Raw genomic sequence first — 26,784 nt, 5'->3', positions numbered from 1 at the left:
TGCACTCTCATTGCATCGGAATGTAGATACCGGTCACAATTTGAGAGGATCGCACGGCGTCGCCGCAGCGGGATTGGGAGAGCGATGAAACTTTTGCGTGTTGGACCGCAAGGTGCGGAAAAGCCGGCCGTGCTGGATAGTGCGGGCAAGCTGCGAGACTTGTCGGGGCATGCCCGCGATATCGATGGCGAAACCCTGTCGCCCGCCGGCCTCGCCGCGCTCGCCGCGATCGATGTCGCTTCGTTGCCGGTGATCGAAGGCATGCCACGCATCGGCGCCTGCATCGCGCGGCCGGTCAACTTCCTCTGCATCGGGCTCAACTATGCGGATCACGCCGCCGAGTCCGGCGTGCCGCTTCCCAAGGAACCCATCATGTTCCTCAAATCGCTTGGTGCGATCTGCGGGCCGAACGACGATGTGCTGATCCCGCGCGGCTCGACCAAGACCGATTGGGAAGTGGAACTCGGCGTCGTGATCGGGACGAAGGCGAGCTACATCTCCGAGGCCGAGGCGATGGACCATGTCGCTGGTTATTGCGTCGTCAACGACGTCAGCGAACGCGCGTTTCAGGTCGAACGCGAAGGCACCTGGGACAAGGGCAAGGGTTGCGATACGTTCGGCCCGATCGGACCCTGGCTCGTCACCGCCGACGAGGTGGGTGATCCGCAGAACTTGCAGATGTGGTGTGATGTCGATGAGGTGCGCATGCAGAACGGCAACACTCGCACCATGATCTTCGACGTCCGCGCGGTCGTCTCGTATGCGAGCCAGTTCATGACGCTCTATCCGGGTGACATCATCGCCACCGGCACGCCCCCCGGCGTCGCGTTCGGCATGAAGCCGGAGCCGCGCTATCTGAGAGCGGGACAGGCAATGCGCGCCGGCATCGCCGGGCTTGGCGAGCAGAGCCAGCGGCTGGTGGCGGCATGACGCTCGATCCCTCCAGAGTCGCGGTGATCGCGGGGGTCGGCGAAACACCGGTCGGGCGGCTGCCCGACACCAATTCGATCGAACTGCATGTGCAGGCGGCCAAGGCGGCGATCGACGACGCCGGGATCGACAAGGGGCTGATCGACGGCTTGCTGACCTCGGGGGCGTTCCTCGACGATAATATCCGCCATCACATCATCATCGCCGAAAATCTCGGCATTTATCGCAAGACCTTGTGCGACACGCTGCGTACCGGCGGACAAAGCTGGTGCCACGGCCTGCAAATGGCGCAATGGGCGATTCAGGCGGGCCGGTGCCGCGCCGTCCTGTTGGTCGGTGGCGATACGTTGCTGAGTTCGATCCCGACCGGCAAGGGCCTCGGTGCCTATACCGATTACGGCGCGCATTCGATGGAGTTCGAGACTCCGTTCGGGGTGCATGTTCCCGGCTTCTACGCGTTGCTCGCCGCACGGCACATGCACGAGTTCGGAACGACGTCGGAACAACTCGCGGCAATCGCGGTCGCGTGCCGCAAACATGCCTCGCTTAACCCGGCGGCGCAGAAACGCGATCCGATCACCATCGAAGATGTGCTCGCGTCTCGGATGGTGGCGACGCCGTTGCACCTGCTCGATTGTTCGCTGATCTCCGATGGCGGCCATGCGGTGCTGGTCACGTCGCTCGAAGTGGCGCGCGATCTGAAGCCGACCCCGATCCGGCTCGCCGGACTTGGTCAGGCGCAATCTTATTATCACATGGGCCATCTCGCGAAGGCGGTCGGCGCCCCTCCCGAGATCGCGCGCACGCACGACCTGACGCATACCGTGCAAACGCTCGCGGCGGAGCAGGCGTTCGGAGAGGCCGGCGTAACTCCGGCCGATGTCGACGTGGCCGAGCTTTACGACAGCTTCACGATCACCGCGTTGTTGCAGCTCGAGGATCTCGGCTTCTGCAAGAAGGGCGAAGCCGGCGCGTTCGCCGAAGGTGGGCGGCTCGAACTGGGGGGCGGATTGCCGATCAACACGCACGGCGGCATGCTCTCCTATGCACATCCCGGCGCGACCGGCGGCATGGCGCATATCGTCGAGGCGGTCCGCCAGCTTCGCGGCGAATGCGGCCCGCGCCAAGTCGCCGACTGCGAGGTCGCGGTCGCGACCAACGTCAGCGCGGTCAGCTCCACGCATTCGGTCGCCGTTCTGACCCGTTGAGGATATCCTATGTCCCGGACCTTTCCCCGCCCGACCAAGATTTCGGCACCGTTCTGGGCCGCATGTCACGATCGTGTCTTCCAGATGCAGCGTTGCGGCGCTTGCACGCGCTTCGTGTGGTTCCCGATGTACATCTGCCCGCACTGCGCGAGCACCGACCTGCACTGGACCGCTTTGAGCGGTGACGGCACGGTCTATTCGCGCAGCCTCGTGATCGATCCGGTCAGTGCGGCATCGGCACCGCCCGGCCCCTTGCTGGTCGCCCTGATCGAGCTCGACGAGGGGCCGGTGATGATGAGCAATGTAATCGGCGACGGAGCCGAGGATGTCGTGATCGGCGATCGGGTGCGCGTGGTGTTCCAGCAGGTCAGCGACGATGTCACCTTGCCGGTGTTCGAACGCGTGAACGCGGAGTCGTAACGATGCGGAAGATCGAAACCGTGCGCCTGCATGAGGAGTGTCTTGGCGAGGCGATCGACGCCGCTGCCGAGCGCTGGGGCGATGCGATCGGCTGGGTGTTCGAGGACCGCGCCGTTTCGTTCGCGGAAATGCGTGCGGGCACCGATGCGGCGGCATTGGCGCTGATCGCAGATGGCGTGGAAGAAGGAGACGTCGTCGCGCTCTGGATGCCCAATCGCCTCGAATTTGCACAGGTGCAGTTCGCCTGTGCGAAGATCGGCGCGATTGCCGTAGCGATCAACACGCGCTTTCGTGATTTCGAGGTCGCGCACATGTTGCGCGAATGCGAGGCAACCGTCGTCGTCATGGTCGAGCGCTTCCTCAAGCACGATTACGTCGCCTTGCTCGATGAGATCGGCGCCAACCCCGCCGACCCTGCTGCCGGCCAGTTCCCACGGTTGCGTACCATCGTCAGCATCTCGGACGATCCCGATCCGCGGCTCACCGCCTGGGCAAATTTTCTCGCAGGGCAGGCTGCCGTGTCAGCCGACGCGCTCGAACAGCGCACGCGAAGGCGGCGCCACGACGAACCGATCCTGATCCAATATACCTCGGGCACGACCGCCGCGCCGAAGGGCGCGCTGCTCAACCATCGCTACGTCCTAAACGTCGGCAACGAGCTGTTCGCGAACATGGGGGTGGGTGAGGGCGATCCGGTGCTCAACACGCAGCCGTTCTACCATATCGGCGGGTCGTGTGGCGCGCTGCCGACGCCCCTGACGCTCGGTTGCCGCATGGTGATCCCCGAATTTTACGACGCCGAACGCGTGATGCAATTGATCGAACGCGAACGCTGCATCGCGCGCACCGGCTTCGCGGCGATGTACATCATGGAGATGGCGCATCCGAGCTTCGGCACATATGATCTCAGCAGCGTGCAATCGGGCTGGTGCAGCGGCACGCAGGAAATGCTCGAAAAGGTGCGCGAGGCGATGGGCATACCCGGGCTGATGCTGACCTACAGCTCGACTGAAGTCGGCGGCACGGCAAGCCGCGCGACCGATAGCTGGGAGCAACGCTCGACCTCCGCCGGGCGTCCGCTCGTCGGGACCGAACTCAAAATCATCGATCCCGAGACCGGAGAAACGCTGCCGCCCGAGACGCAGGGCGAAATCCTGATGCGCGGCTGGTGGCAGATGAACGGCTATCTCAAGCAGCCCGAACAAACCGCCAAGGCACTCGATGCCGAAGGCTGGTCGCACACCGGTGACCGTGGTTTCGTAGATAAGCAGGGATGCCTGCATTTCGTCGGACGCTACAAGGACATGCTCAAGGTGGGCGGCGAGAATGTGTCGGCCGAAGAGGTCGAGGGGTTCTTGCTGACCCATTCCGCCATCAAGCAAGTCGCCGTGATCGGCGTGCCCGACGCCCGGCTCGACGAAGTGCCGATGGCGATCGTCGAACTCGCCGAGGGCGAGAGCCTGTCCGCAGAAGATTTGATCGCCTATTGCGCGAGCCGAATGGCCAATTTCCGTGTGCCGCGCCATGTCCGTTTCATCACGGACTGGCCGATGACCGGCAGCGGGAAGATCATGAAGCCAAAGCTGCGCGAAGAGTATGCGGCGGAGATGGCGCTTTGACCGTGCGCGCTTCGCCGACGGATATTCTCGACGGACTGCTCGCGCAGCTCGGTCTGCCGATTGACGCCGGCGGCGGGCAGGTCGCGATCGACGGCGACGACCCGATCGTCGACAGCCGGCACAGGCCTGCTGCCGCCGCCGCCGCTGCGCTGGCCGCGCAAGGGTTGGGCGTCGCCGCGATCTGGAAAGCGCGTTCGGGGCAGGGGCAGGACGTTCGCGTCGAGGCGCGCCGTGCGGCGGTGCCGGGGTTGCAGACGATCAACTTCATGCGCCAGAACGGCCACGCGCACGATCTCTTTCCGCGCTCGACCAAGTCGTTCACCGACTTCTTTCGTACCAAGGATGGCAAGCAGATCTATTTGCTGCGCACCACCCTCTATGTCGAAAATTTGATCGGCACGCTCGAACTGCTCGGCTGTTCCTACGAAGCCGAGTCGATGGCGCGCGCGGTCGCCAGATGGGATGCGCTCGAGCTTGAGGAAGCGCTGGCCGAGCGGCGGCTGATCGGCGTAATCGCCCGCCCGCGCGACGAATGGCTCGCGCATCCGCAAGGCCAGTGGCTGGCGGCGCGGCCCCCGGTCGAGATCGAGAAGATCGGGGATAGCGCACCCGAGCCGCTGTTGCCCGCCGCGCGTCCGCTCGCCGGCGTGCGCGTGCTCGATTTCACGCATATCCTAGCCGGGCCGGTAACGGCGCGAATGCTGGCGGAGCAGGGGGCGGATACGCTTCACGTCTCGGCGCAGCATCAGATGGACCCGATGCGGCTCGCGATCGACACCGGCGCGGGCAAACGATCGACGCATCTCGATATCGACCATCCCGGTGATCTCGCGACGCTGCGCAGGCTCGCCGACGAGGCCGATATCTTCACGCAATCCTGGCGGCCGGGCAGTCTCGACAGGCACGGGCTGTCGGCCGAAGCCCTGGCCGAGCGTCGTCCCGGCATCATCTACGTTTCGGTCAGCGCCTACGGGTCCGGCGGCCCGTGGGCGACGCGCGCGGGGTACGAGCCGGTCGGGCAGGCGGCGTGCGGGCTGGTGCTCGACGAGGGTTCGGCCGACAAGCCCAAGCTCGCCGTCACGGGCACGCTCAACGATTATCTCGCCGCCTATCTCGGTTCGGCGGGGGTGATGGCGGCGCTGCTGCGGCGCGCGCGTGAAGGCGGCAGCTATCATGTCAAAGTGTCGCTTACCCGCACCTCGATGTGGATACAGGAGCTTGGCCGGCTGCCCGAGGCGGAATGGCCCGAACGCCACATCCCGATGCTCGCGCGCGACAGCGATCTGATGACGATCCAAAGTCCGTTCGGCGCGGTCACGATCCCGGCGCCGATCACGCGATACTCGGTGACACCGGGCTATTTCGACCGCCCGCCCGAGCCGTTCGGCGCGTCACTGCCCGGCTGGCTGCCGCAAGCGCGCGGATGAGCCGATGCGGCGCCTGACGATCAGCTTCGACAACGGCCCGACGCCTGGTGACACAGAAAAGGTGCTCGATGCGCTGGCTTCGCGCGATGTGCTGGCGAGCTTCTTCGTGGTCGGCGACGAAATGGCGAAGCCAGGCGCGCGCGAGACGCTGGAGCGAGTGCATGCGGCTGGCCATTGGCTGTGCAACCACACGCTGACTCACGGCGCGCCGCTGGGGCGAGACGAGGATGCCGCGCGGGTCGCGCGCGAGATCGGTATGGCGCAAGACCTGCTCGGCCCGCTCTCGCATCCAGACCGCTTCTTCCGGCCCAACGGCGAAGGCCATTTCGGCAAGCACCTGCTTAGCGCGGCGGCGGTCGCCTATCTGGCTGCGGGCGGCTACACGGTCGTGACGTGGAACAATGTGCCGGGTGACTGGATCGAACCGCGCGATGCATGGCCGGACCGTGCGCTGGCGACGATGGAAAACCAAGCCTGGTCGTTGCTTGTCATCCACGATTTTTTGGTGGGTCCGATGGCCGATACGCTCACTCGCTTTATCGATACGGCGCGCGCACGCGGGTTCGAGATTGTGCAGGATTTTCCGCCGAGCTGCACGCCGATGGTCCGCGGCACCTGCGGCGCACATATCGTCGACGTTGCGATGATCGAAGCTGCACCATGACGCGGACCATCGATCCTGATTCGCAGGCGATCCTAGACTTCATCATCGCATCGGGGCGGCCGCCGATTGCCGAGGCGGGGCTGGAAGCGGCGCGCGCCGGGATGCGTGCCTCGCGTCTGCTGTTCGGCGCGCTCCCGCCGCCGACGCGAAACCGCGATGTCGCTGCGTCCGGACCCGCCGGAGCGATCCCGATCCGGCTTTACCGTCCGCTCGACGCGCCCGTCGAGCGACCGCTGCCCTTGCTCGTCTATTTTCACGGCGGCGGCTGGGTGCTCGGCGATATCGAGACGGGTGACGCGTTGTGCGCCACGCTTGCGCAATCGGTCGGGATCGCGGTGGCGGCGGTGGACTACCGGCTCGCGCCGGAATTCCCGTTTCCCGCCGGGCTCGAAGATTGCTTCGCGGCGCTCGACTGGCTGACGGCGCAGGCCGGCGATCTCGGGATTTCCGCGGCTCGCGTTGCGGTCGCAGGGGATTCTGCGGGCGGCAATCTGGCAGCGGTCTGCGCCCTGCGCGCGCGTGACCGGGGCGAGCCGCTGTGTGCGCAAATCCTGCTCTATCCCGTCACGGACCTCACGATGACGAGCGACTCATACCAGCGCAACGCAAGCGGTTACATGCTGACGGCTGAGACGATGCGCTGGTTTCGTGACCAGTATCTCGGCGACGCCAATGCGTTGGACTGGCGGGTCTCGCCCCTCCACGCCGAACGGCTCGACGATGTCGCCCCGGCGTTGATCGTGACTAGCGGGTTAGATCCACTGTGCGACGAGGGCGCGGCCTATGCCGCCCGGCTGGTCACGGCAGGAGTGCAGGTGCGGTATCTGCCGTATCCGCGCCAGCTCCACGGTTTCGCGTTGTGGGGCAAAACCGTGCGCGACGCGGCAGCGGTGCTGGCGCAGGTCGCGGACGAACTGCGCCAGCGGCTGCTGTAGTCGGGATTCAGTCCGGCTCCCCGGCTGCGCTCGCGCGCTGCCACTTGGTCGTTTCGGCACGCTCGACGCCGCGTGCGCACAGGAACAGGCACGTCGCGGCGATCGGTACGGCGACGAGGCCCGACATGATACCGACCGCGAGACTTCCCTGGATCGCCGAGATCTTGCCGACGAGGTATGGCCCCAGTCCCGAACCGATCATGGTACTCGCCAGGAAATAGGTGGTGGTCGCCGTGCCGCGCATGCGCGGGAGCACCAGCTCCTGAATCGTCGCAGCGCCCGCGGCGAGCCAACAATTCCCGAGGAAGGCGACTGGGATGTTGCAGCCGTAGAAGACCCAGGGATCGTGCGTGTTGCACATCACGATGATGAACGGCGCGGGCAACAACGACGAACCGATCCCCACCCACAGCCGCCCTGCCTGACTGAAGCGCAGCATCATGTCGGACAGGCGCCCGCCGCTGATGACGCCGGCCACGCCGCAGATCGCGGTGGTCGCGCCGAGGATCAGGCCGGTGGTGCCCTTGTCGATCGCAAAGCTGCGCAAGGAGAGCGGCGCCACCCAGAAGGAAACGACGATGTTGACCATCGAAACCGCACCGAAGCCAACCATCGCCAGCACAAAGGTCGGCGTGCCCCAAGTCAATGCGAACGTCGGGCGATCACGGTGGTACATCGACTGAGCGGAGGAGAAAGCCGCGTAATAGCCGAAGCCGATGACAGCCCATTGCATCACGTCACCGGTGAGTTGGATCAAGAACCAGGCGGTGCCGCCGGCAGTCGCCGCGGCCACGAGGTTGTACGCCAGCGCCCGCATGCCACACCGCGCGGCTTGTACCAGCGTCAGTGGCGGGATGACGCTGGCGACGTCGTTTGCGAATTTGCTCCAGATCCGCGTTTCTCCGGGCCTCACCACATCGTCGGAAAGCCCGCGGCGCGGCTCGCGCAGCGTCCATACCCAGACGGCGAGCAGTATCCCGGGCAGGCCCACCGCGAGGAACGCCGCCTGCCAGCCGAGCAGACCAAATGGCCGCTGCTGCGGAAACGCCAGTTCCCATCGCAGCGCGATCGCGCCGCCAATCGCCAGTGCGATGCCAGCGCCGAGATAAAGGCCGCCGATGAACAGGCCGAGCGCGGTCGCGCGCCGCTTCTTGGTGAACCAGTCCGATGTCAGCGAGAAACCGGCTGGACTCGCCGTCGCTTCGCCGATGCCGACACCCATGCGCGAGACGACGAGTTGGGTGACCGAACTCGAGAGACCGCAGACCACGGTCATCACCGACCACAGCGCCAAGCCAATCGCGAGCAGCTTGGTGCGCCGCCAGCGATCGATCAGCCGGCCCATCGGATAACCGAACAACGCATAGAACACACCGAACGCGGTACCGTGCAGGAAGCCAAGCTGGCTGTCGGGCATATGGAACGTGCGCTTGATGTCTTCGGCGAGGATCGACAGGATCGATCGATCCATCGCGTTAAACATGTAGACCAGGATCAGGACGGCCAGAGCGTACCACGCGTAGGGGCTGTCGGGGCGGTCGGTCGCCGAATCGCCGGCCGGCGCTGGGACTGTCGCCGCTGGCGTCATATTGTTCATGTCATCCGCTCCCGTATCGTGAGCGTCGCCGCCGACGCTCATTTTGGTCGCGCCTCTACTTGGGAGCGATCCCAGACAGACTTTATAAGGTGACGATCGCACTTTGGAAGCATGCTGCGCTTTTCGGGGCAGAGTTCTCGCATTTTGTGGGCAGAATCCCACCGGTATAGTCTCGGTAGACCTTGCATTATCGCGTCTCCATCCAATGTTTTCTTGTTGTTACCGGTATCTCTATGCGCTAATACAATCCTGTGGTTCGCGCATAGGCGCGCGCCGTTAATGAGCAGCCGCGCGCCGGGACGTGTCTTTCCGGGAAGCCGGCGCGAGAACCGGAGAGGCGCATGGCATCGAACGCGAGCATCCCACATTGCATCGAACGGGTTCGCCCGTGCGCGGGGAACAGCGCATGACCGTCGCTCCGCAATTCGATGTCGCCACCGATTGGGAGCGCCTTCCCGCGCATCTTCACCACCGCGATGTCGCGGGCGTGGGGGTGGATTCGCAAGACCGCGTCTATCTCTACACCCGCTACGACAAGCAGGTGCTCGTCTACGAGCGCGACGGCACGTTCGTGAAGGTGTGGGGGCAGGATGTCTTCACCGCCGCGCACGGGCTGACGGTCGGACCGGACGACCGCGTCTATTGCGTCGATATGGGCGATCACACCGTTCGCGCCTTCGATACCGACGGCACGCTGCTGATGACGCTCGGGATTCCGGGGCAGCCATCCGATACCGGCTTCGATCCAAAGGCCGCCTGGGCCGTCCATTCCTGCGAATGCGTGCTGCACGGCGCGGGGCCATTCAACCGCTGCACCAACCTCGCGGTTGCGCCGAACGGCGATCTTTATGTGTCGGATGGATATGGCAATTGCCGGGTCCATCACTTCACGCACGATGGCGAACTCATTCGCTCGTGGGGCGAGCCGGGATCGGGGCCGGGACAATTCTACCTGCCGCACGGCATAACCGTCGCACCCGATGGCCGCGTGCTGGTCGCCGACCGCGAGAATGATCGCATCCAGATTTTCGATCCCGCCGGCGCGTATCTGTCCGAATGGAACAACGTCAATCGACCGTGCGATCTGAAGGTCGGCAAGGATGGCCTCGTCTATGTCGCCGAGTTGTGGCGGCCACAGGGCAAGAAATCGTTCGTTCATGGCACCGCTGCCGAGGATCAGCCGGGGCGCGTGACGATCCTGACGCTCGACGGCGAACTGGTCGATCGCTGGGGCGGCGTGTCCGAAGGACGCGAACAGCCCGGCAATTTTATCGCGCCGCACGCCATCGCGATCGATTCGCACGGTGACGTCTACGTCGCTGAAGTAACCTACACTTTCGCAATCACGCCCGGCTGGGTCGGGCCGGAGCATGCCGGACATCAACTGCAGAAGTTCGTCCGTCGTCCCGATTCCAATGCATCTTGAGAAAGGCCGGAACATGAAACGCTCGACCGATCATATCCTGACGACGCACGGCGGCAATCTGCCGCGCCCCGCTGCCTTCGAGCTGCTGCTCGCCGATCCGGTCGGTAACGCGGAAGAGCTGGAGCGCGGGCTTCCCGACGCGGTCCAATATGTAATCGACAAGCAGATCGCATGCGGTGTCGATATCCTCAACGATGGCGAATATGTGAAGGCGGCGGTGGCCTATGCGGGGTATATCCGCTCGCGCGTGTCGGGCTGGGAAGACCTGCCGATAGATGCCAATATCCCACCCAAACGCGCCGGCGTTGGTGAGCGCGACCGCCGCGACTTTCCAGGCTTCTACGAATCCGGCCTTTGGCTCTCCGGCGCGGGCGGCCCGGTGCGCCCCGGCTTCTTCAAACCTGGCGCGCCGGCCGTGCCGACGCGGGAGCGCGTCTGCACCGCTCCCATCACCTATATCGGCCAGCGTGCGATCGCGCAGGATATCGAGGCGTTGCAGCGTGGCATTGCGGGTAAGCCGGACGTTGAAGGCTTCATCGCCGCGCTCGGGCCGCTCAGCGCCGGAGCCGGCGCGCGCAACGCGCATTATGCCGACGAGCGCGATTACATGATGGCCGTCGCGGACGCGATGCGCGAGGAATACAAGGCGATTACCGATGCCGGGCTGATCGTACAGATCGACGAACCCGAATTCGCGACGAGTTGGATGTTCTATCCCGATTGGAGCGTCGACGAGTATCGGCGCTGGCTCGAATTCGCCGTCGAGGTCATCAACCATGGCCTGCGCGATCTGCCGCAGGAGCAGATCCGTTTCCACATGTGCTGGGGCAGTGGCCACCGTCCGCACGTTCACGACATCGAGTTCCGCCATATCGCCGATCTGCTGCTCAAGGTGAACGCGCAGGCCTATTCGTTCGAGGCGAGCAACGTCCGGCACGGTCACGAATGGCGCGTGTGGGAAGATCTCAAGCTGCCCGATGGCAAGATCCTCGTCCCCGGCGTGGTCGGGCATGCGACCGATCTGGTCGAGCATCCCGAACTCGTCGCCGAGCGGCTGCTCAACTTCGCATCTTTGGTCGGGATGGAGAACGTGCAAGCGGGCACCGATTGCGGGATCGGCTCGCGTGTCGGCCATGAGGAGATCGTCTGGGCGAAGCTCAAGGCGATGTCCGACGGCGCTGCGCTCGCCACCCGGCGCCTAAAGGGGAAATAACGTTCAGCGCAGGGCGGGTGCCGTGAACAGCACCCGTCCGCAATGTTCGCAGGCGATATCCTCATCGGGAAGTGGGCGGGGATGCTCGGCGGACGCCTCGACGCGGCTTACGCAGCAGGCGCAGCCCGCTGGCCCAGTCGCCGCGTCGAGCCGCGCGAGCATCGCCTCACTCCACGGTGCATGGCAGAATGGGCAAGCTGGTCCTTCTTCGCGCATGTCGCTCCCTTTTCATCTGAGCGCGACGGGCCGGCAAGGCCCGTCGCGCGTTGGCGTCAGAACTTGAAATCGAGTGCGGCGCCGAACGTCCGCAACGCCTCATACGGCACGGTCTGGCCGATGCCGGGGTTGGCAATGGCGATGCGTCCCACATAGGATTGGTTGAACAGGTTGCGGACGTAGAGCGAGAGCGTCCAGTTGCGATCGGCCTTGCCGAAACCGGCGGTCAGATCGACCAGGCTATAGGCTTTCTGAACGGTCGCGGGGTTGTTGCCGACCGCGAACTGAGTGTCGTCGTTGAAGACGTAATGAAGCTGCCCAAATGCCCGGAAGTTGTCGCCGACCGCATGGTCGTAAAGCGCGGTGACGTTCGCCTGCCATGGCGGCGCGCCGACCGCCTGCAGCCCGGAGACATTCTGTTGCGACACCGTGCTGCCGAGCGCGATCGGCGAGCAGATGCCCGGCGTCATGGTCGGCGTCACCGACTGGACCTGCCCGACGAAGCATGGCGCGTTCTTGAAGTCGGTATATTTGGTGGCGTTGAAGACAACGCTGCCGTCGAGCCGGAAGCCGCGAAGCACTGCATCCGGCGCATAGGAGAATTCCAGCTCGACCCCCTTCGCCGTCAGCTTGTTGGCGTTGACGGTGGTGTAAGTCGCGGGAACGGTCGGCAGCAACGCCGTCACCTGGAAATTGGTGTAGGGCGCGTAGAAGCCGGTCAGGTTCAGCGTCAACTGCCGATCGAAGAATTGCGAGCGCACACCAATCTCGTAGGAATGCGCGATTTCCGCTTTGACGATGCCCTGATTGAGCGCGAATTGCGCCGGCGTGAGTGTCGAGACGTAGTTGAACCCGGGCCCCTTGTAGGCGCGGCTGGCAGTGCCGTAGATCATGATGTCCTTGGCGGGCCGGACCTGTAGACCGACGCGGTAGGAGAAATCCTGAAAGATGCGTTCTGGATTGGTGACATCGAGCGGTCCGTTGAGGATCGCCGTCGGTTTAGGAAATTCGAGTGACTTGGATCGGACATAACTGCCGCTCGTCCCTTCGTGCGAATAGCGGCCGCCGGCGATGAAGCGAACCGGGCCGACATCGTAGCTCACGTCGCCGAACGCGGCGTAGGTTCGGGTGCGGACGTTGAAGAGATTGTCGGCTGCCGTGAACGGAGCGACGAAGCGCAAATTCTGCCCGTTCTGATGCGATTTGATGTTGAACGCATAATAGAACAGCCCCAGCGTATATTGAAGCCGGTGCTGCCCGGTGCTCGCCAGACGCAGCTCACCGGTGGTTTGCCTCAAATAGGAGAAGTAATGCGAGATGCTCGGCTGCGGGATCTTGCGACTGTCGGTGTAATCGAAATCGAACAGATTGTTCTGGAACGTATCCACGTACCCGAAAATGCCTGTTAGGCTTGCCGGACCGAGATCGAGCACTGATTTCGCGACTGCGCGCGCCTGGTGAATCAGCCCTGGTTCGGGCTGCTCCTTGGCGCTGGTGATGTTTTTCGGCCCGGCGATGACGCCTTGTGCGATGTCGAAGGGCTGGATCGTGTCGGTCGGCAGATAGGCGCGGGTGGTTACGACGGCGCCGTTGTTGTGATTGTTGTCATATTCGCCGGTCAGGTCGATCCGCCAATTCGGGGTGAACAGGATGGCGACCTTCGCGCGAACGCCCTGATTGTGAAACCCGCCGAGCGCGCCATCGGGTTGGAGCGGCGCCTGGAGATAGCCATCGCGAGAAAAATCCCACGCCGAAAGCCGAACTGCCAGGCGCTGATCGACCAGCGGGATGTTGACCGTGCCCTGAAAACGCCGCTCGTCATAGGAGCCGAAAAACGCCCGGCCCGAAACGCTCTGCGTGAAGTTCGCATCGTTGAAGGCGACGTCGATGACGCCAGCCGTAGCGTTCTTGCCGAAGATCGTGCCCTGTGGTCCACGCAACACCTGGACTTGCGAAACATCGACCGTGTCGGTCAGGGATCCGACGAGACGCGCCAGTGGAATGCCATCGACCTGCACGCCGACCGATTGTTCGAGGCTGTCGTTGAACGCGAACGTGCCGACGCCGCGGATGACGAATTGAGTTGCTTGCGGCGAAGGGGGTTGGAGGAAGTTTAGGCTTGGCGCCACGCTCATCAACTCGGCGATTGAGACGATGTTGAGCGCCTTCAGCCGCTCTTGCGACACTGCGGTGACGGCGACCGGAGTTTCCTGCAAACGCTGCTCGCGCTTGTTCGCGGTAACGATGATGTCTTTGATGGTATCATCCCGAACCCGCTCCTGCACGACACTTGGCGACGGAACGGCGATCTGCTCGGCATAGCCGGGAGTAGCAATAAATACGGACAGAGCTACGCCGCTGCCCAACGAAAGAATCGCTTTCATGGCACTCTCCCAATATATGTATTTTGTTTTGTGTAATGCTTACGGGTGTCGTCTTGGGTAAGAGGATATAATTAGCTTCCGAGATGATATTTTCTGGAAATTAAGTAAACTTCGTCGTTGAACCAAAGTCCCTTGTGGCGACGCAGCGCATCGCGGGTGACATCGAGATATTTGGTGTCCGTCATCGCGCGCGAGAGCCGGGCGTCGTCGATCTGGCCGACGTAGGTCGCGGCGTTCCAGGTCGCCCACAATGTCGAACTGCCGATGTCGTTCTGCCCGTCGATCTCGTCGGGCAGTGTGTGGATGTCGTACCGGAACACCGCGTTCGCATCGGACAGTTTGTGGAAGTGAAAGTCGCGCGACGTGCCACCCAAATCGGCGCGCACCGCCTGCATCAACGCGGTGCGGCCGGTATCGAAGGGGTTTTCGCCGGGCCAGACCGCCCGAAGGATCTCCATGCCGGGATCCTGCCCGTGCGAATGGACGCCCATCAGCTTGCCGCCTGCACGCAGGCTGCGCACCAGCGGGGCGACTACCCGGCGGCTCTTGAAATCCAGCGGCGCACGGGCGCGATAAGGTTGCGACAACAACACGAAATCGAAATCGGCCCTGGCCGCGCCGCGCTGCGGCAGAACAGCGTCGAGCGGGAAGCGATTGTCCTTGCGGTGGATCACCAGCACAACTGGAGTGCGGTAGACCGGCTTGCCGGTTCGGACGCTGACGCGAGCCTGCCAATGCTGCGACAGGAATGGCGTCAGTGCGCCGAGTTGCTCCTCGAAGTCGCCCGCCGTGGTTCCCTCCAGCGCCACCTCGCGCCACACCATCGCGCTCGCCGCTTCGGCGGTGTCGGGCGCCAGCCACGGCGCTTCGCAATAGCGCAGGTTCGTCATCACCAACACCGTGGCGGGATGCTCCTGCAGACGATCGGGCATCTTCTCGAGCGCCAGTCGCACATTCTCCATGCTGATCTCTTTGGCGACGACGTAGAATGGCAACCATGGGTAATGTCGGTGCGCGCCGCGCAGCAGGCGGGCGAGGGCAGTGCCGTCGCCTGCGCCGCCATCAAACAGGCGCAAGGCTGGCGGTAACGGACTGGTGCCGGCCAGTTCCTTGATCGCGCGATCCGCGATGATCTGCTTTTCCGACGACGTGTTAACGAACATCAGATATTTCTGGCGATTGTCGTAGAAGCGAAAGCCTTGCTCCGGCGCGCCGGGGTTGCCGAATGGGTTTTGCAACGCCGCGCGCAGCGCTATCTCAGAACTGCCTTCGCGTTCCGCGATAAAGCGGTGAACGCGCTCGACCGTCTTCAAGGTGACACGTCCGCCCTGTTGTAGCCGTGTGACGAACTTCCCGTCGTTGACCGCCTGCCGGCCGAAGGTCGTCTGCGCGATATTCAGGCGTCGGCAGGCGCTGTCTATCTGGTTGAGCAAAATGTCCGAATTCATGCTCATCGCACCACGCTGCCGCGAAACGGCGGTCCTCCGGCGAAACGATCGGTCCAATGCTGGCCCATGCTATCCTCTCCCGGGCGCACGCTTTTTGCGCACGCCTCATGGGACCGGTACCACTTCCGAGGCCGAAAACAACCTGCCCACGCGCACCGACGCCTTCCGGTGGAAGGCCGTATGCGCGCGGGGACAGGCGCTGGCTCGGTCATGCCGCGCCAGCGCGATCCTTGCGCCCGAACGCGCGGCCGGCAAGGGCGAAGCGCAGCCCCGACGGCAGAAGCCGCGTGATATCGGCCTGCGGGCGTGCGCCGAGATGGCCGATCACCTCGCCTGCAAGTGCGCTACCCAACCGCCCGCTGGCTTCCAACGACAGGCCGTGCGTCAGTCCGCAAAGCACGCCCGCCGCATAAAGGTCGCCGGCGCCGGTGGTATCGACCACTGTCGGGACCGGAACTGCGGGCACGCGGACCAGCCCGTCCGCGTCGATCAGCAGCGATCCGTCCGCGCCGAGCGTGACCGCGACGACCGCGCAGTCCGCCGCGGCCAGCCGCGCCGCCGCAGTCACGTCGATCGTGTCGTAGAGCGCGGCGATCTCCTCGGCATTGGCGAACAGAATGTCGATATGTTCGGCGATGAAGTTGCGGAACTCGTCGCGGTGACGGTGAACGCAGAAGCTGTCGGACAAGGACAAAGCGACCTTGCGCCGTGCGGCACGCGCTATGCCGGCGGCCTTGCGGAACGCTGCCTTCGCCAGCGGCAGATCGAACAGATAGCCTTCGAGATAAGTGATCGCCGCGGTCTCGATCTGTGCGGGATCGATATCGTCGGGGGTCAGTTCTACACACGCGCCCAGAAACGTGTTCATCGTGCGCTGACCGTCTTCGGTGACGAGTACCAGGCACCGGGCGGTGGCGGGGCCGTCGGGCACGGCCGGAGTATCGAACCGCACGCCGGTCGCCGCGAGATCGTGTCGGAAGACCCGCCCGAGCGAGTCGTCGCGAACCTTGCCGATATAGCCGGCCCGTACGCCGAGTGCGGTCAGCCCGGCGACCGTGTTGGCGGCCGATCCGCCGGATGTCTGCGTGCCGCTTCCCATCGCCTCGTAAAGCGTGTGAGCGGTGGTTTCGTCGATCAGCGCCATCGCGCCTTTGGCCATGCCATGCGCCGCGAGAAAAGCCTCGTCCGTCCGCGCGATGACATCGACTATGGCGTTGCCAACCGCCATTACGTCAAGTTGCATATCCGTCATCGGGCGGCTCCTCAGCTCTGATCGAAAACGACGGTGGTGTGGCCGTTCGGAATGATGCGGTGTTCCGCGTGCCACCGCACCGCCCGCGCCAGCACTGACGCCTCGATATCGCGGCCAACAGCGATCAGGTCGGTCGGCGACATCAGATGGCTGACGCGCGCGACGCCCTGTTCGATGATCGGGCCTTCGTCGAGATCGGCAGTCACGTAATGCGCGGTCGCGCCGATCAGCTTCACGCCGCGCGCATGGGCTTGATGATAGGGTTTGGCGCCCTTGAAGCTCGGCAGATAGCTGTGATGGATGTTGATGATCTCGCCCGGCATGTCTTGGCAGAAGCGATCAGAGAGCACCTGCATGTAGCGGGCGAGCACCACGGTCTCGCAGCGCAGATCTGCGATGACGGTACGCAATTTCTCTTCGGAGGTCTGCTTGGTCGCGGCTGTGACGGGGATGTGGATGAAGCGTATGCCGGCCGCATCGACCAGCGGCTTCAGGTCGATATGGTTGGACACGACGGCCGGAATCTCGATCGGCAACGCGTCTATCGACCGCCGATAAAGCAGATCGTTGAGGCAATGCCCAAACCGCGAGACCATCAGCAGAACCCGCCGCCGCACGCTCGCATCCGCCAGCGTGGCGCGCATGTCATAGCGCTCCCGGATCTTCTCAAACCCCTGGCGCAGGTCGTCGGCGGTCCGGCCGAGCTCGCTGTCGAACACGATCCGCATGAAGAAGCGCCCCGACAGCGCATCGTCGAACTGCTGCGATTCGACGATGTTGCAGCCGCTTTCGGCCAGATAGCTGGCCACCGCCGCGACGATGCCGCGTTGGTTGGGACACGACAGGGCCAGGATGGCGCGGATGGTGCCCGGCATCGCTCAATCCTCCACGCCAAAGCCGGCATGGGCCGAGCGCAATATGATCCGCCCGTCCGCGACGGCGCTCGCCCAGCGCGCGGTGCGCTCCAGCCCACCAAACGGAAAGAAGTGCGGGCGCAGCGGACCGAAACGACCGATGGCATCGGTCATGACCAGTTCGCGAATGACCGCGTCGGGAGCGCTTTCGACGAGCAGCCGCCCGATCGACGCGCCGTTGCGCATCAGCGCGCGCGACGAGGCGCCAATACCACACAATCGCGCATAGCGCATCAGCGTGCGGATTCCGGCCGGCCCCGCCAGCCCAAGCAGCACCTCGCGATCGGCGAAACGCTCGCGAAAACGGTCGAGCCAGTCGACGATCGGCTGCGCGGCGAACGCGAATTGCGTGACGACGAAGCTGCGCAGGCCTGCATCCTCGGCGACCGCGATCTTGGTTTCTAGCGCGTGTTCCATCACGGCGGCGGAAATGGTTGGATGCGGTTCGGGATAGGCGCCGAAGCCGATCTCGGTAAAGCCGAACCGCGCGGGCCGGGTACGCGCAAGCAGTTCGAGCGCCGAGCCGAACTCGCCGGCGGGCGTGGGGAGTTCGCCGCCGACGAAAAACAGACTCCGGACATCGGCTTCGTCGCGCAGCCGCCGATACAGCAGTTCGACCGTATCGACGGACACAAGGCGCCGCGCGGCGAGATGCGGCACGGGTTCGAGACCCAACCCACGCAGGCGGCGTGCGGCGGCGACGCAATCGTCCCCGGCGTCGCCCGCGATAGAGGGGATCATCACGGTCGTGCCGGGGGCGAGCAGACCGCGCCCCGCCACAAGTGCGACATCATCGCGCGCCATCGCCTCGATCGAGGCGGAGCGGACGAACTGTGCGATCGCGTCAATCACCGTCTGCGATGCGACTGCGCCCAGCACCCGGCTGTCGAAAGGAGAGAGGACCGTCACGTGCGCCTCAGAACGCGGCTTTGAGTGCGTCGACGAGATCGAGTTTTTCCCAAGTGAAGAAGCCACCTTCCGGCTCGCGGCCGAAATGCCCATAGGCGGCGCTTTTCTGGTAAATCGGCGCGTTGAGTTGGAGATGCTCGCGTATTCCCTTCGGCGTCAGGCGGACGAGACGTGGCAGCAGCGCTTCGAGCGCGTCTTCGCTCACCCCATCTGCGCCGGTGCCGTGCAGATCGACATAGACCGACAGCGGTTCGGCGACGCCGATCGCGTAGGAAAGCTGGATCGTGCAGCGCTTCGCGAGACCTGCGGCGACCACGTTCTTGGCAAGATAGCGCGAGACATAGGCGGCCGAGCGATCGACCTTGGTGGGATCCTTGCCGCTGAACGCACCGCCGCCGTGCGGTGCCGCACCGCCGTAGGTGTCGACGATGATCTTGCGCCCGGTCAGGCCCGCGTCTCCGTCCGGTCCGCCAATTTCGAATAGGCCGGTCGGGTTGACGTAGATCGCCTCATCGGCCGGCAGCCATCCTTTTGGCAACGTTTCCGCGAACACGCCTTTCACGTAGTCACGCAGTCGCGCCTGACCCTCCTCGTTCGAGCAATCCGCCGAATGCTGAGTCGAGACCACCAGTGCCGTCGCGCGCACCGGTACGCCGTTCTCATATTGTAGCGTGACCTGGCTTTTGGCATCCGGCTCGAGAAAAGGGGCTGCGCCGGAGTGCCGATCGGCGGCCATCCGCTCTAGAATCTTGTGGCTGTAGTAAAGCGTGGCGGGCATAAAGCCCGGCGTCTCGTCGGTCGCATAGCCGAACATGATGCCCTGGTCGCCCGCGCCCTCGTCCTTGTTCGCGGCTTCATCGACGCCGCGAGCGATATGCGCCGACTGGCCGTGCAGCTTGTTGGTGAAGGCCAAGGTCTGCCAGTGAAAGCCGGATTGTTCATAGCCGATCCGCTTGACGGTGGCGCGCACTGTACTCTCGATCTCTTCAAGCGCACCGTCAGCCCAGCCGGCTTCCTCCTCGAACACGCCTTTGCAGCGGATCTCGCCAGCGACGACGACGGTGTTGGTGGTGGTCAGCGTCTCGCAGGCAATGCGCGCATAAGGATCTTTTGACAGGAACAGGTCGACTATCGCATCGCTGATCTGGTCCGAAACCTTGTCGGGATGGCCTTCGGACACCGACTCCGAGGTGAAGAGATACGTCTGGCGCGCCATGTGCGCTCCTTTCCAGGTAAAAAAGAGATCGGTCAGCCGCGCGCGAGGCGCGTGATGACGTAGCTTTCGTCGTTGAACCAGAGTTCGCCATTCTTGCGCAGCACAGCGCGCGTCGCGTCGAGATAGCCGGGATTGCCCATCGCCTCAGCCAACCGCTCGTCTTCGATCTGCGCGACATAGAGCATTTTTCGATCAAAAAGCATCATATCCGCAGTGAGCGAAGTAATTTTTGCACTCTGCCGGGGTGAATTCGTCGATAGATTGACCGATAATGCGCCAGAGTTCATCAACCGTTCTGGCGGCGGCTTTGCGTAGCAAGGTCTTGAGTTTCGAGAAGGCGTTCTCGATCGGATTGAAATCGGGCGAATACGGCGGAAGAAACAAGAGCGTGGCGCCGGCGGCCTCGACGGCCTTACGCACCTCATCGCCCTTGTGAGCGGGCAGATTGTCGAGAATGACGACGTCGCCACGGTGGAGCGTGGGCACAAGCACCTGCTGGGTATAGGCGAGAAACCATTCGCCGGTCATCGGTCCGTCAAGCACCATCGGCGCGGTCATCCCCAAAGTCGTTAGGGCGCCGACGAATGTGGTGGTCTTCCAATGGCCGTGGGGGATGGAGGCACGTAGGCGTTCGCCTCGCGGCGCACGTCCATGCAGACGGGCCATCTTCGTATTGGCCGAGGTTTCGTCGATGAACACCAGCGTGTGCGGATCGAGATCGGGCTGACCCTCGAACCAGGCCTCGCGCCGTATCAAGACGTCGGGGCGATCCTGCTCGGTCGCATGCCCGGACTTTTTTTAAGCGTGATCTGCCGCCGCTCGAAAAAGCGCCACAGGCCTGCCACGCTCACCGCTATCCCTTGCCCGGCAAGCGAGTTCCGCAGATCCACAAGTGTGATGTCCGGTGTTCTGGCCAGTTCTCCCAGGATCGTATCGGCATGGCCCTCGATCCGCTTCGATCGGCGGTCGCCCCCTTGTCGCTGCGGGGCGACGTCATCTCTGGCCTTCGAAAGCGCATGCCACCGGATGGCGCTCGACGCGCTGATGCCGAACCGCTTCGCAGCCTGCCGGCACGACGCGCCAGCCTCGATCGCCGCGATTACCCGCTTGCGTAGATCAACCGACAACGCCCTGGGCATGTATCAACCTCCTTGATCGGAGGTCGCACTGAATCAGATCGCAACGGCTTTGGGAATCGCCCGCGATTCAATCAGGTCGATTTATGCTCTAGGTCGCGGCATTCCAGGCAGCGAGCAGCGTGGACGTGCCGATTGAAGCACTGTCGCTGTCGATCTCGTCCGGCAGCGTGTGCATCTCGTACCGGAACAGCGCTTCGCTATTGGGCAACGGATCGAACCGGAACTGTTCGGCGAGATCGCCAAGCGCGGTACGCGTCGTCTCGATTAGAGTCCGCCGGGACGTCGTGAACGGGTCCTCGTTGGGCCAGACCTTCTGGATGATCTCCAGCCCGGGATCATTGCCGGCGGAATGGATGCCGAGCAACCGTCCGCCGGGGCGCAGCGCTTTCGCGAGCGGTGCCAACACGCGGCTCGCCTTGAACTCGGTTTTCGCGCGAAGCCGGAAGGGTTGGCTGGCGAGGATCAGATCGAAGTCGGCGCGGGGGCTGTTCTGTCGCGGGATTATCTCGTCGAGCATGAACCCACAATCTTCCCGGTAGAGAATCAGCGCGGCCGGCGTTTCCGGAATCATGCTGCCGGTTTTGGCGCTAACCTTTGTGCGCCAAGTTTCTGCCAGGAATGGCTGAAGCTCTAGGATCTGTCGTTCGAACTCGGCGGTCGTGTCGCCTTTCAGCGCGACCGTCTTCCACACCATGCCAGCGCGGGCGTCGGGTTTAGCCGGGGATAGCCACGGCGCCTCGGCATAGGAGATGTTGGTGATCGCCAGTACCGTCTCAGGGTGTTCGAGGAAGCGATCGGGCATCTTGTCGAGTGTCAACCGCACGTCTTCGAGGCTGATTTCCTTGCCGGCGATGTAGAAGGGGAAGCGCGGGTAGCGCTGATGCATCGAGCGCATCACGCGTGCCAACACCGTGCCGTCGCCCATACCGGCATCGAAGAAGCGCACGGCCGGTGGGGCGGGCTGAAGCCGGTCGAGTTCCCGTGCGGTTCTTTCGGCCACTACCCACTTCTCTGAGCAGGTGTTGACAAACATCAGGTATTTCTGGCGATTGTCATAGAAGCGGAAGTTCTTGTCGGAAGATATCCCGGTCGGTTCGGTGATGCCAGGCCGGTTAACGGCGGATGATATGGGCGGACGATCTACAGCCCTATCTATTATATCGGCAGTCGTCATGCGCGCCTCTCCAAAACGTGAAGGCGACCTTTGTGGTCGCTCTATTCCGGAAGTGTCGACCTGACATCGCCATCTTCGCGGCGCCCAATGTCGGCGCGGGCGGCAGGATCGGTAAACCACATTCCGTCCCACGAAATACGACGGGAAGAACCCCACTGGATTACGATGGGAGGCAAACTATGTTGTCGTGGAGCTTGATGTGCTTCGCTACGAGCCCGGCAGCGCCGCGCCGTGTCAACTGTACGGATGTTTCTATCTAAGTCGTTCTGAGCGCTTATTTCGTGAAGCGGACCGTCCGCTGATACGAACGCGCGCCGATTACGACCCCGGCTGCGCAGCGGTAAATGAACCGCCATTCGATGCTCGTCGATGATATTCAACCGACCGATCTAGCCCATTGCGGTCCAAAAACGAAAGGCAGCAATGTTCAAGATGGTCGGCAAAGCAGAGCCGACGGACGGGGATTTGCTGATCCCAAAACAAAAAGACCTTATGATCTGTCTCGCAAAATGTAATCACCGGACAATCACGGGAGTTGAGAAATTACCTTTTTATCGTGGTGCCTTAGCGTAAATAAGGCGGAAAATCGCGCTTTTTCGGGTCAACGGCGCCTGTAGGTCATATACCAGACCTCATGCCCCTGCCGGCGCGCCTTGCGTTCGTAGCGGGTTTCGGGCCAGTCGGCTGGGCGCTCCAGGAAGTCGCGCGCGGTTTGGGCCAGCCAGGTGAAGTCGCGGCGCTGGTTCATCACCATCATTGCCCAGCGGCAATAGGTCGGGTCGTCGGTGCCGAGGCGGAATTCGCCGCCGGGCTTGAGCTTGGCGGCGATCAGGTCGAGCGGGCCGTGGTTGACCATGCGGCGCTTGGCGTGGCGCGCTTTGCGCCACGGATCGGGGTGGAGCAGATAGAGCCGGTCGAGCGAGCCGTCAGGCAGCCGTTCGACGACTTCGAGCGCATCGCCCATGTGCAGCCGCACGTTCTCCAGCGCGCCGTCGCGGATGTGGTTTAACGCGCCGACCACGCCGTTGAGGAATGGCTCGCAGCCGATGAAGCCGTGGCTGGGGCGCATTGCCGCTTGCCCGGCGAGATGCTCGCCGGCGCCGAAGCCGATCTCCAGTTCGAGCGGGCGGTCTTCGCCGAACAGGGTGCGCGCGTCGACCGGGCCGGTTTCGGGAACGCTGACGCGCGGCAGCAAATCCTCGACCAGCGCGGACTGGCCCTGCCGCAGCTTGTGGCCCTGACGGCGCCCGTAGAGGCGGCGGATGGTGGTTGGGTCGTTCATGATCGCGCGGCGATAGCGAAGCCGTCGCGATCCGTCACCCTTTCGGAGTGGAGACATTCGCCGGGCCATCCGTTCCCCGCGATACAACAGGGAAGGACGGATTTTGGCGGAAGAGGCAGGCGGGGTCGACGATCTCAAGGCGGCGAACGCGAAGGAATTGCACCGGGCAATCCGCGAGGAGGGCGAGGACGAGCTTCGCCGTCCGCTCGCGTCGCTGTTCTGGTCGGGCATCGCCGCGGGGCTGGCGATCAACGCCTCGCTGCTGGCGGAGGGCGTGCTGTACCAGAAACTGCCGGGGGGCGCGTGGCGCGATCTGGTGGTGGCGATGGGCTATCCGGTCGGCTTCCTGATCGTGATTCTCGGCCGGATGCAATTGTTCACCGAAAGCACGATCACCGCCGTGCTGCCGCTTGTGAGTGATCCCACGCGCGAATCGCTGGTGCGCACGCTCCGGCTGTGGGGCGTGGTGCTCGGCGCCAATCTGATCGGCACCGCGATGGGCGCGGCGGTGATCGCGTTCGGCGGGCTCGGCTCGGCGGGCGCGCACGATGCGATGATCGCGGTCGCACTGCCGATCCTTGAGCATTCGCCGTTCGCGACGCTGGTCAATGCGGTGCCGGCGGGGTTCCTGATCGCGATCCTCGCCTGGTCCTTGCCCAATGCGCGCGAACAATCCTTCCTCGTCATCTTCGCGGTGACATGGGTGGTGGCGATCGGCGGCTTTTCGCATTCGGTGGTCGGATCGAGCGAGGCGTTTCTGCTGTTCTATACCGGCCACGCCGATGTGGTGCGCGCGGTGTTCGGGCTGATCGTGCCGGCAGTGGTGGGCAACCTGATCGGCGGCGCAGGCATCTTCGCGCTGCTCGCGCACGGGCAGGTGCGCGGCGAAATGACCGAGGAAACGCGCCGCCAACGCCGCGATGCGCGCCGGCAGCGGCGGCTGGAGCGGCGGGCGGCGTCCGGCGCCAAGGTTATTTGAGGCTGTCGCTGTTCACCTGGACGTTATGCTTTTTGCCCCATGTGGTGGCGCGAGAGGCATAGGGTTCGCTGTTGACGATGGCGAAGGCCTGATCGGGCGGCGGCAGACGGTCGCGGCCTGCATAGGCTGTCGTCACCGCAACATCGTTCAAGGTCAACGACCAGACTGCGGCGTTCCCCTCCTTGTCCTTGCCCAGAAGGGCCGTGATCGGATCGGGACTGACCCAGATGCCGCGCCCGGCGTCGGAGAGAGCGACGAGATACTGGTCGCTTGAATCGCGCGGCCGATAGACGCCTTGTGCCGCCAGCGACGGATAGGTCGCGGCGTCGCGACACCAAACGGACGGTGCCAGGGGCGGCGTATCCTTGGTCTTTTCGGCTGCCTCGCGGCCGACGCTGGCGAGCAGTCCGGCGGACAGGCTCGACATCATTGCGTTCTCCCCCTTCACCGCCTTCGCGGCGCCGTTCAGCGCAAGCGGCGCGGTGCAATCGGCGATCGGCTCGGCGGCGGGCTGGGCGGTGATCTTCCGGGGCCAGCCCAGCGCGTCGATCGCGCCGCGCAGTCGCGCGTCGATCGCGTCCGCTTCGATCGTCGTCGAGGAGTAGCGCAGTTCGACATACCAGTCGGGGCCGAGCGGGAAAAAGGCGATCGCGGTGCTGCGATACGGCCCGTGCGCGGGGCGATAGCTGGCGATCAGTCCGCTCGCCGTGGTTTGGCCCGGCGGCGTGAAGGCCGCGGCGGGTTTGGCGACGGTCAGCCCGCCATAGGTGTCGCGATGCTCCACGACGCGCGCGACGCGATCGAACCAGACCGGCACAGAGCCGGTAACGTTGCGAAACACAAAGACGGTGATGTCCTCGCTCGAATTCGACGTGCCGAAATTGAAGGCTTCGTCGAGATGGTCGGGCGCGAGGGCGTCAGCGGAGAAACGCGGCAAACCGTCAAGCGTGGCCGGGAGCACCAAGCCGGACGGCGCGTGCCGATACGGCTTGTCGGCGGGGATGGCGAGCGCCGGGGGCTGCCCCTGCGCCGAAGCGAGCAGCGGAGTCGCGATGCTGAAGACCGGCAGCAATGCCACAATACGACGCATGAAAAAGCCCCCCGGAAACCCTGTCCCGGGAGGCTAATCCATTCACGCGAAAAGCGAAACGGCGTTACGCCACCGCCGCCTTAAGCGCGTCGACCAGATCGGTCTTTTCCCAGGTGAAGCTGTCGCCTTCGGGCTTGCGGCCGAAGTGACCGTAAGCGGCGGTCTTCTGGTAGATCGGCGCGTTGAGCTGGAGGTGTTCGCGGATGCCCTTGGGCGTCAGGCGCACCAGCTTGGGCAGCACTTCCTCGATCTTCGCTTCGGAAACCGTGCCGGTGCCGTGCAGATCGACATAGAGCGACAGCGGCTCGGCGATGCCGATCGCGTAGGAGAGCTGGATCGTGCAGCGGCGGGCAAGGCCAGCGGCGACGACGTTCTTCGCCATATAGCGCGCGACATAGGCGGCCGAGCGATCGACCTTGGTGGGATCCTTGCCGCTGAATGCGCCGCCGCCGTGCGGGCTGGCGCCGCCATAGGTGTCGACGATGATCTTGCGCCCCGTCAGGCCGGCGTCGCCGTCGGGGCCGCCGATTTCGAAGCGGCCGGTCGGGTTGACGTAGATCTTGGTCTCGTCGGTGATGAAGCCTTTCGGCAGCACTTCATGGAACACGCCGACGACATAGTCGCGCAGTTCCTGATATTTGGCCGCGTCACTGCCTTCACCGCCATCGTCGAAATAGCCCGGCGCGTGCTGCGTCGAGACGACGAGCGCGGTCGCGCGTACCGGCACTTCGTTTTCGTACTGGAGAGTCACCTGGCTCTTGGCGTCGGGCTCGAGGAACGGAACGACCTTGTTGTGGCGGTCCGAAGCGAGCTTTTCGAGGATGCGGTGCGAGTAATAGAGCGTCGCGGGCAGCAGATCGGGGGTCTCGTCGGTCGCGTAGCCGAACATGATGCCCTGATCGCCGGCGCCTTCGTCCTTGTTGCCGCTCTCATCGACGCCCTGCGCGATGTGCGCGGACTGGCCGTGCAGGTTGTTCTCGAAGCGGAAGGTCTCCCAGTGGAAGCCGTCCTGCTCGTAGCCGATCCGCTTCACCGTCGCGCGGACGGCGGCCTCGATCTCTTCCTGCGCGCCCGGCGCCCAGGCGCCGTTCTCATAGACGCCCTTGCAGCGGATCTCGCCGGCGAGGACGACCAACTGCGTGGTGGTCAGCGTCTCGCAAGCGATGCGCGCATAGGGGTCTTTCGACAGGAACAGATCGACCACCGCGTCCGAAATCTGGTCGGCGACCTTGTCGGGATGACCTTCCGAGACCGATTCGGAGGTGAACAGGAACGAAGCACGCATCAATCTTGCCCTTTGCTGGCGCGGTCCCGGACCCCGGAACGGCGATATAAAGCTTTC

At 64.0% G+C, this 26,784-nt stretch carries 24 protein-coding genes; 10 read left to right on the top strand and 14 right to left on the bottom strand.

The annotated features are described in order from the left end of the window. Window positions 1–84: 84 nt before the first annotated feature. Genes J0A91_RS01645 through J0A91_RS01615 form a run of 7 tightly spaced genes read left to right on the top strand, consistent with a single transcriptional unit; the run spans window position 85 to window position 7,203 of the window. The gene (locus J0A91_RS01645) at window positions 85–930 is read left to right on the top strand and encodes a fumarylacetoacetate hydrolase family protein (RefSeq protein ID WP_069203454.1); all 846 of its coding nucleotides are present in this window, start codon (window positions 85–87) and stop codon (window positions 928–930) included. Then, window positions 927–2,138: a thiolase family protein gene (locus tag J0A91_RS01640; RefSeq protein ID WP_069203453.1), complete on the top strand. Its 1,212-nt coding sequence runs from the start codon at window positions 927–929 to the stop codon at window positions 2,136–2,138. Before J0A91_RS01645 ends, J0A91_RS01640 begins: the two co-directional genes overlap by 4 nt. Window positions 2,139–2,147: 9 nt before the next feature. Beyond that, window positions 2,148–2,558, top strand: a complete 411-nt coding sequence (locus J0A91_RS01635) for a Zn-ribbon domain-containing OB-fold protein (protein WP_069203452.1) — start codon at window positions 2,148–2,150, stop codon at window positions 2,556–2,558. Window positions 2,559–2,560: 2 nt separating this feature from the next. Then, window positions 2,561–4,177 carry an AMP-binding protein gene (locus tag J0A91_RS01630; RefSeq protein WP_069203451.1) on the top strand — a complete coding sequence of 539 codons (1,617 nt, stop codon included), beginning with the start codon at window positions 2,561–2,563 and terminating at the stop codon, window positions 4,175–4,177. Between the two features lie 2 nt (window positions 4,178–4,179). Further along, entirely contained in the window at window positions 4,180–5,604 is a 1,425-nt protein-coding gene (locus tag J0A91_RS01625; RefSeq protein ID WP_069206931.1) for a CoA transferase, read from the top strand. 4 nt (window positions 5,605–5,608) lie between these two features. After that, window positions 5,609–6,268 (top strand): polysaccharide deacetylase family protein, encoded by a 660-nt coding sequence (locus J0A91_RS01620; protein WP_069203450.1) that lies wholly within the window; start codon window positions 5,609–5,611, stop codon window positions 6,266–6,268. Further along, window positions 6,265–7,203: an alpha/beta hydrolase gene (locus J0A91_RS01615; RefSeq protein ID WP_069203449.1), complete on the top strand. Its 939-nt coding sequence runs from the start codon at window positions 6,265–6,267 to the stop codon at window positions 7,201–7,203. Before J0A91_RS01620 ends, J0A91_RS01615 begins: the two co-directional genes overlap by 4 nt. 7 nt (window positions 7,204–7,210) lie before the next feature. Here J0A91_RS01615 and J0A91_RS01610 read toward each other — a convergent pair whose 3' ends face one another. Then, window positions 7,211–8,800, bottom strand: a complete 1,590-nt coding sequence (locus J0A91_RS01610; RefSeq protein WP_240502166.1) for a spinster family MFS transporter — start codon at window positions 8,798–8,800, stop codon at window positions 7,211–7,213. Between the two features lie 406 nt (window positions 8,801–9,206). Here J0A91_RS01610 and J0A91_RS01605 point away from each other — a divergent pair, with 406 nt between their 5' ends. Both J0A91_RS01605 and J0A91_RS01600 read left to right on the top strand, forming a co-directional pair. Further along, on the top strand, window positions 9,207–10,226 hold the full coding sequence (locus J0A91_RS01605; protein WP_069203448.1) for a peptidyl-alpha-hydroxyglycine alpha-amidating lyase family protein: 1,020 nt from the start codon (window positions 9,207–9,209) through the stop codon (window positions 10,224–10,226). Between the two features lie 13 nt (window positions 10,227–10,239). Further along, a complete protein-coding gene (locus J0A91_RS01600; RefSeq protein WP_069203447.1) occupies window positions 10,240–11,439 on the top strand; it encodes a cobalamin-independent methionine synthase II family protein in 1,200 nt (399 codons plus the stop codon). A gap of 3 nt (window positions 11,440–11,442) precedes the next feature. Here the strand turns inward: J0A91_RS01600 and J0A91_RS01595 are convergent, their stop codons facing one another. The 11 genes from J0A91_RS01595 to trmB form a co-directional block, all read right to left on the bottom strand. Further along, complete coding sequence (locus J0A91_RS01595) at window positions 11,443–11,655, bottom strand: hypothetical protein (protein WP_150126795.1); 213 nt, start codon at window positions 11,653–11,655, stop codon at window positions 11,443–11,445. Window positions 11,656–11,711: 56 nt separating this feature from the next. Further along, window positions 11,712–14,039: a TonB-dependent receptor gene (locus tag J0A91_RS01590; RefSeq protein ID WP_083224435.1), complete on the bottom strand. Its 2,328-nt coding sequence runs from the start codon at window positions 14,037–14,039 to the stop codon at window positions 11,712–11,714. A gap of 71 nt (window positions 14,040–14,110) precedes the next feature. Then, entirely contained in the window at window positions 14,111–15,493 is a 1,383-nt protein-coding gene (locus J0A91_RS01585) for a hypothetical protein (protein ID WP_206364963.1), read from the bottom strand. 202 nt (window positions 15,494–15,695) lie between these two features. Next, window positions 15,696–16,739, bottom strand: a complete 1,044-nt coding sequence (locus J0A91_RS01580; protein ID WP_083224434.1) for an adenosine kinase — start codon at window positions 16,737–16,739, stop codon at window positions 15,696–15,698. 11 nt (window positions 16,740–16,750) lie between these two features. Then, window positions 16,751–17,614 carry a formyltetrahydrofolate deformylase gene (gene purU / locus J0A91_RS01575; RefSeq protein WP_069203445.1) on the bottom strand — a complete coding sequence of 288 codons (864 nt, stop codon included), beginning with the start codon at window positions 17,612–17,614 and terminating at the stop codon, window positions 16,751–16,753. Window positions 17,615–17,617: 3 nt separating this feature from the next. Further along, complete coding sequence (locus J0A91_RS01570) at window positions 17,618–18,562, bottom strand: methylenetetrahydrofolate reductase (protein WP_069203444.1); 945 nt, start codon at window positions 18,560–18,562, stop codon at window positions 17,618–17,620. 7 nt (window positions 18,563–18,569) lie between these two features. Continuing rightward, a complete protein-coding gene (gene metK, locus J0A91_RS01565; RefSeq protein ID WP_069203443.1) occupies window positions 18,570–19,778 on the bottom strand; it encodes a methionine adenosyltransferase in 1,209 nt (402 codons plus the stop codon). 32 nt (window positions 19,779–19,810) lie between these two features. Beyond that, on the bottom strand, window positions 19,811–19,963 hold the full coding sequence (locus J0A91_RS01560) for a hypothetical protein (protein WP_169833064.1): 153 nt from the start codon (window positions 19,961–19,963) through the stop codon (window positions 19,811–19,813). 7 nt (window positions 19,964–19,970) lie between these two features. Then, window positions 19,971–20,917, bottom strand: a protein-coding gene (locus J0A91_RS01555; protein ID WP_150126793.1) for an IS630 family transposase whose coding sequence is annotated in 2 segments (ribosomal slippage) — window positions 19,971–20,578 and window positions 20,578–20,917 — 948 coding nt in all. Because the reading frame shifts where the segments join, the coding sequence is not laid out codon by codon here. Between the two features lie 88 nt (window positions 20,918–21,005). Continuing rightward, window positions 21,006–22,091, bottom strand: coding sequence for a hypothetical protein (locus tag J0A91_RS01550; RefSeq protein ID WP_150126792.1), 1,086 nt, complete (start codon window positions 22,089–22,091; stop codon window positions 21,006–21,008). Window positions 22,092–22,692: 601 nt separating this feature from the next. Then, a complete protein-coding gene (trmB, locus tag J0A91_RS01545; protein WP_069203439.1) occupies window positions 22,693–23,373 on the bottom strand; it encodes a tRNA (guanosine(46)-N7)-methyltransferase TrmB in 681 nt (226 codons plus the stop codon). Window positions 23,374–23,476: 103 nt separating this feature from the next. Here trmB and J0A91_RS01540 point away from each other — a divergent pair, with 103 nt between their 5' ends. Continuing rightward, the gene (locus J0A91_RS01540; RefSeq protein WP_069203438.1) at window positions 23,477–24,352 is read left to right on the top strand and encodes a formate/nitrite transporter family protein; all 876 of its coding nucleotides are present in this window, start codon (window positions 23,477–23,479) and stop codon (window positions 24,350–24,352) included. Here the strand turns inward: J0A91_RS01540 and J0A91_RS01535 are convergent. Both J0A91_RS01535 and metK (J0A91_RS01530) read right to left on the bottom strand, forming a co-directional pair. After that, window positions 24,345–25,442, bottom strand: coding sequence for a hypothetical protein (locus J0A91_RS01535; protein WP_150126791.1), 1,098 nt, complete (start codon window positions 25,440–25,442; stop codon window positions 24,345–24,347). The genes J0A91_RS01540 and J0A91_RS01535 overlap by 8 nt on opposite strands. 64 nt (window positions 25,443–25,506) lie before the next feature. Next, on the bottom strand, window positions 25,507–26,727 hold the full coding sequence (gene metK, locus J0A91_RS01530; RefSeq protein ID WP_069203436.1) for a methionine adenosyltransferase: 1,221 nt from the start codon (window positions 26,725–26,727) through the stop codon (window positions 25,507–25,509). Window positions 26,728–26,784 lie beyond the last annotated feature (57 nt).

The organism is Sphingomonas panacis, assembly GCF_001717955.1.
In the GTDB taxonomy this organism is placed as follows: Bacteria; Pseudomonadota; Alphaproteobacteria; order Sphingomonadales; family Sphingomonadaceae; genus Sphingomonas; species Sphingomonas panacis.
Note: the sequence above shows the minus strand (reverse complement) of the source record. Positions and strands in the feature narration are given on the sequence as shown.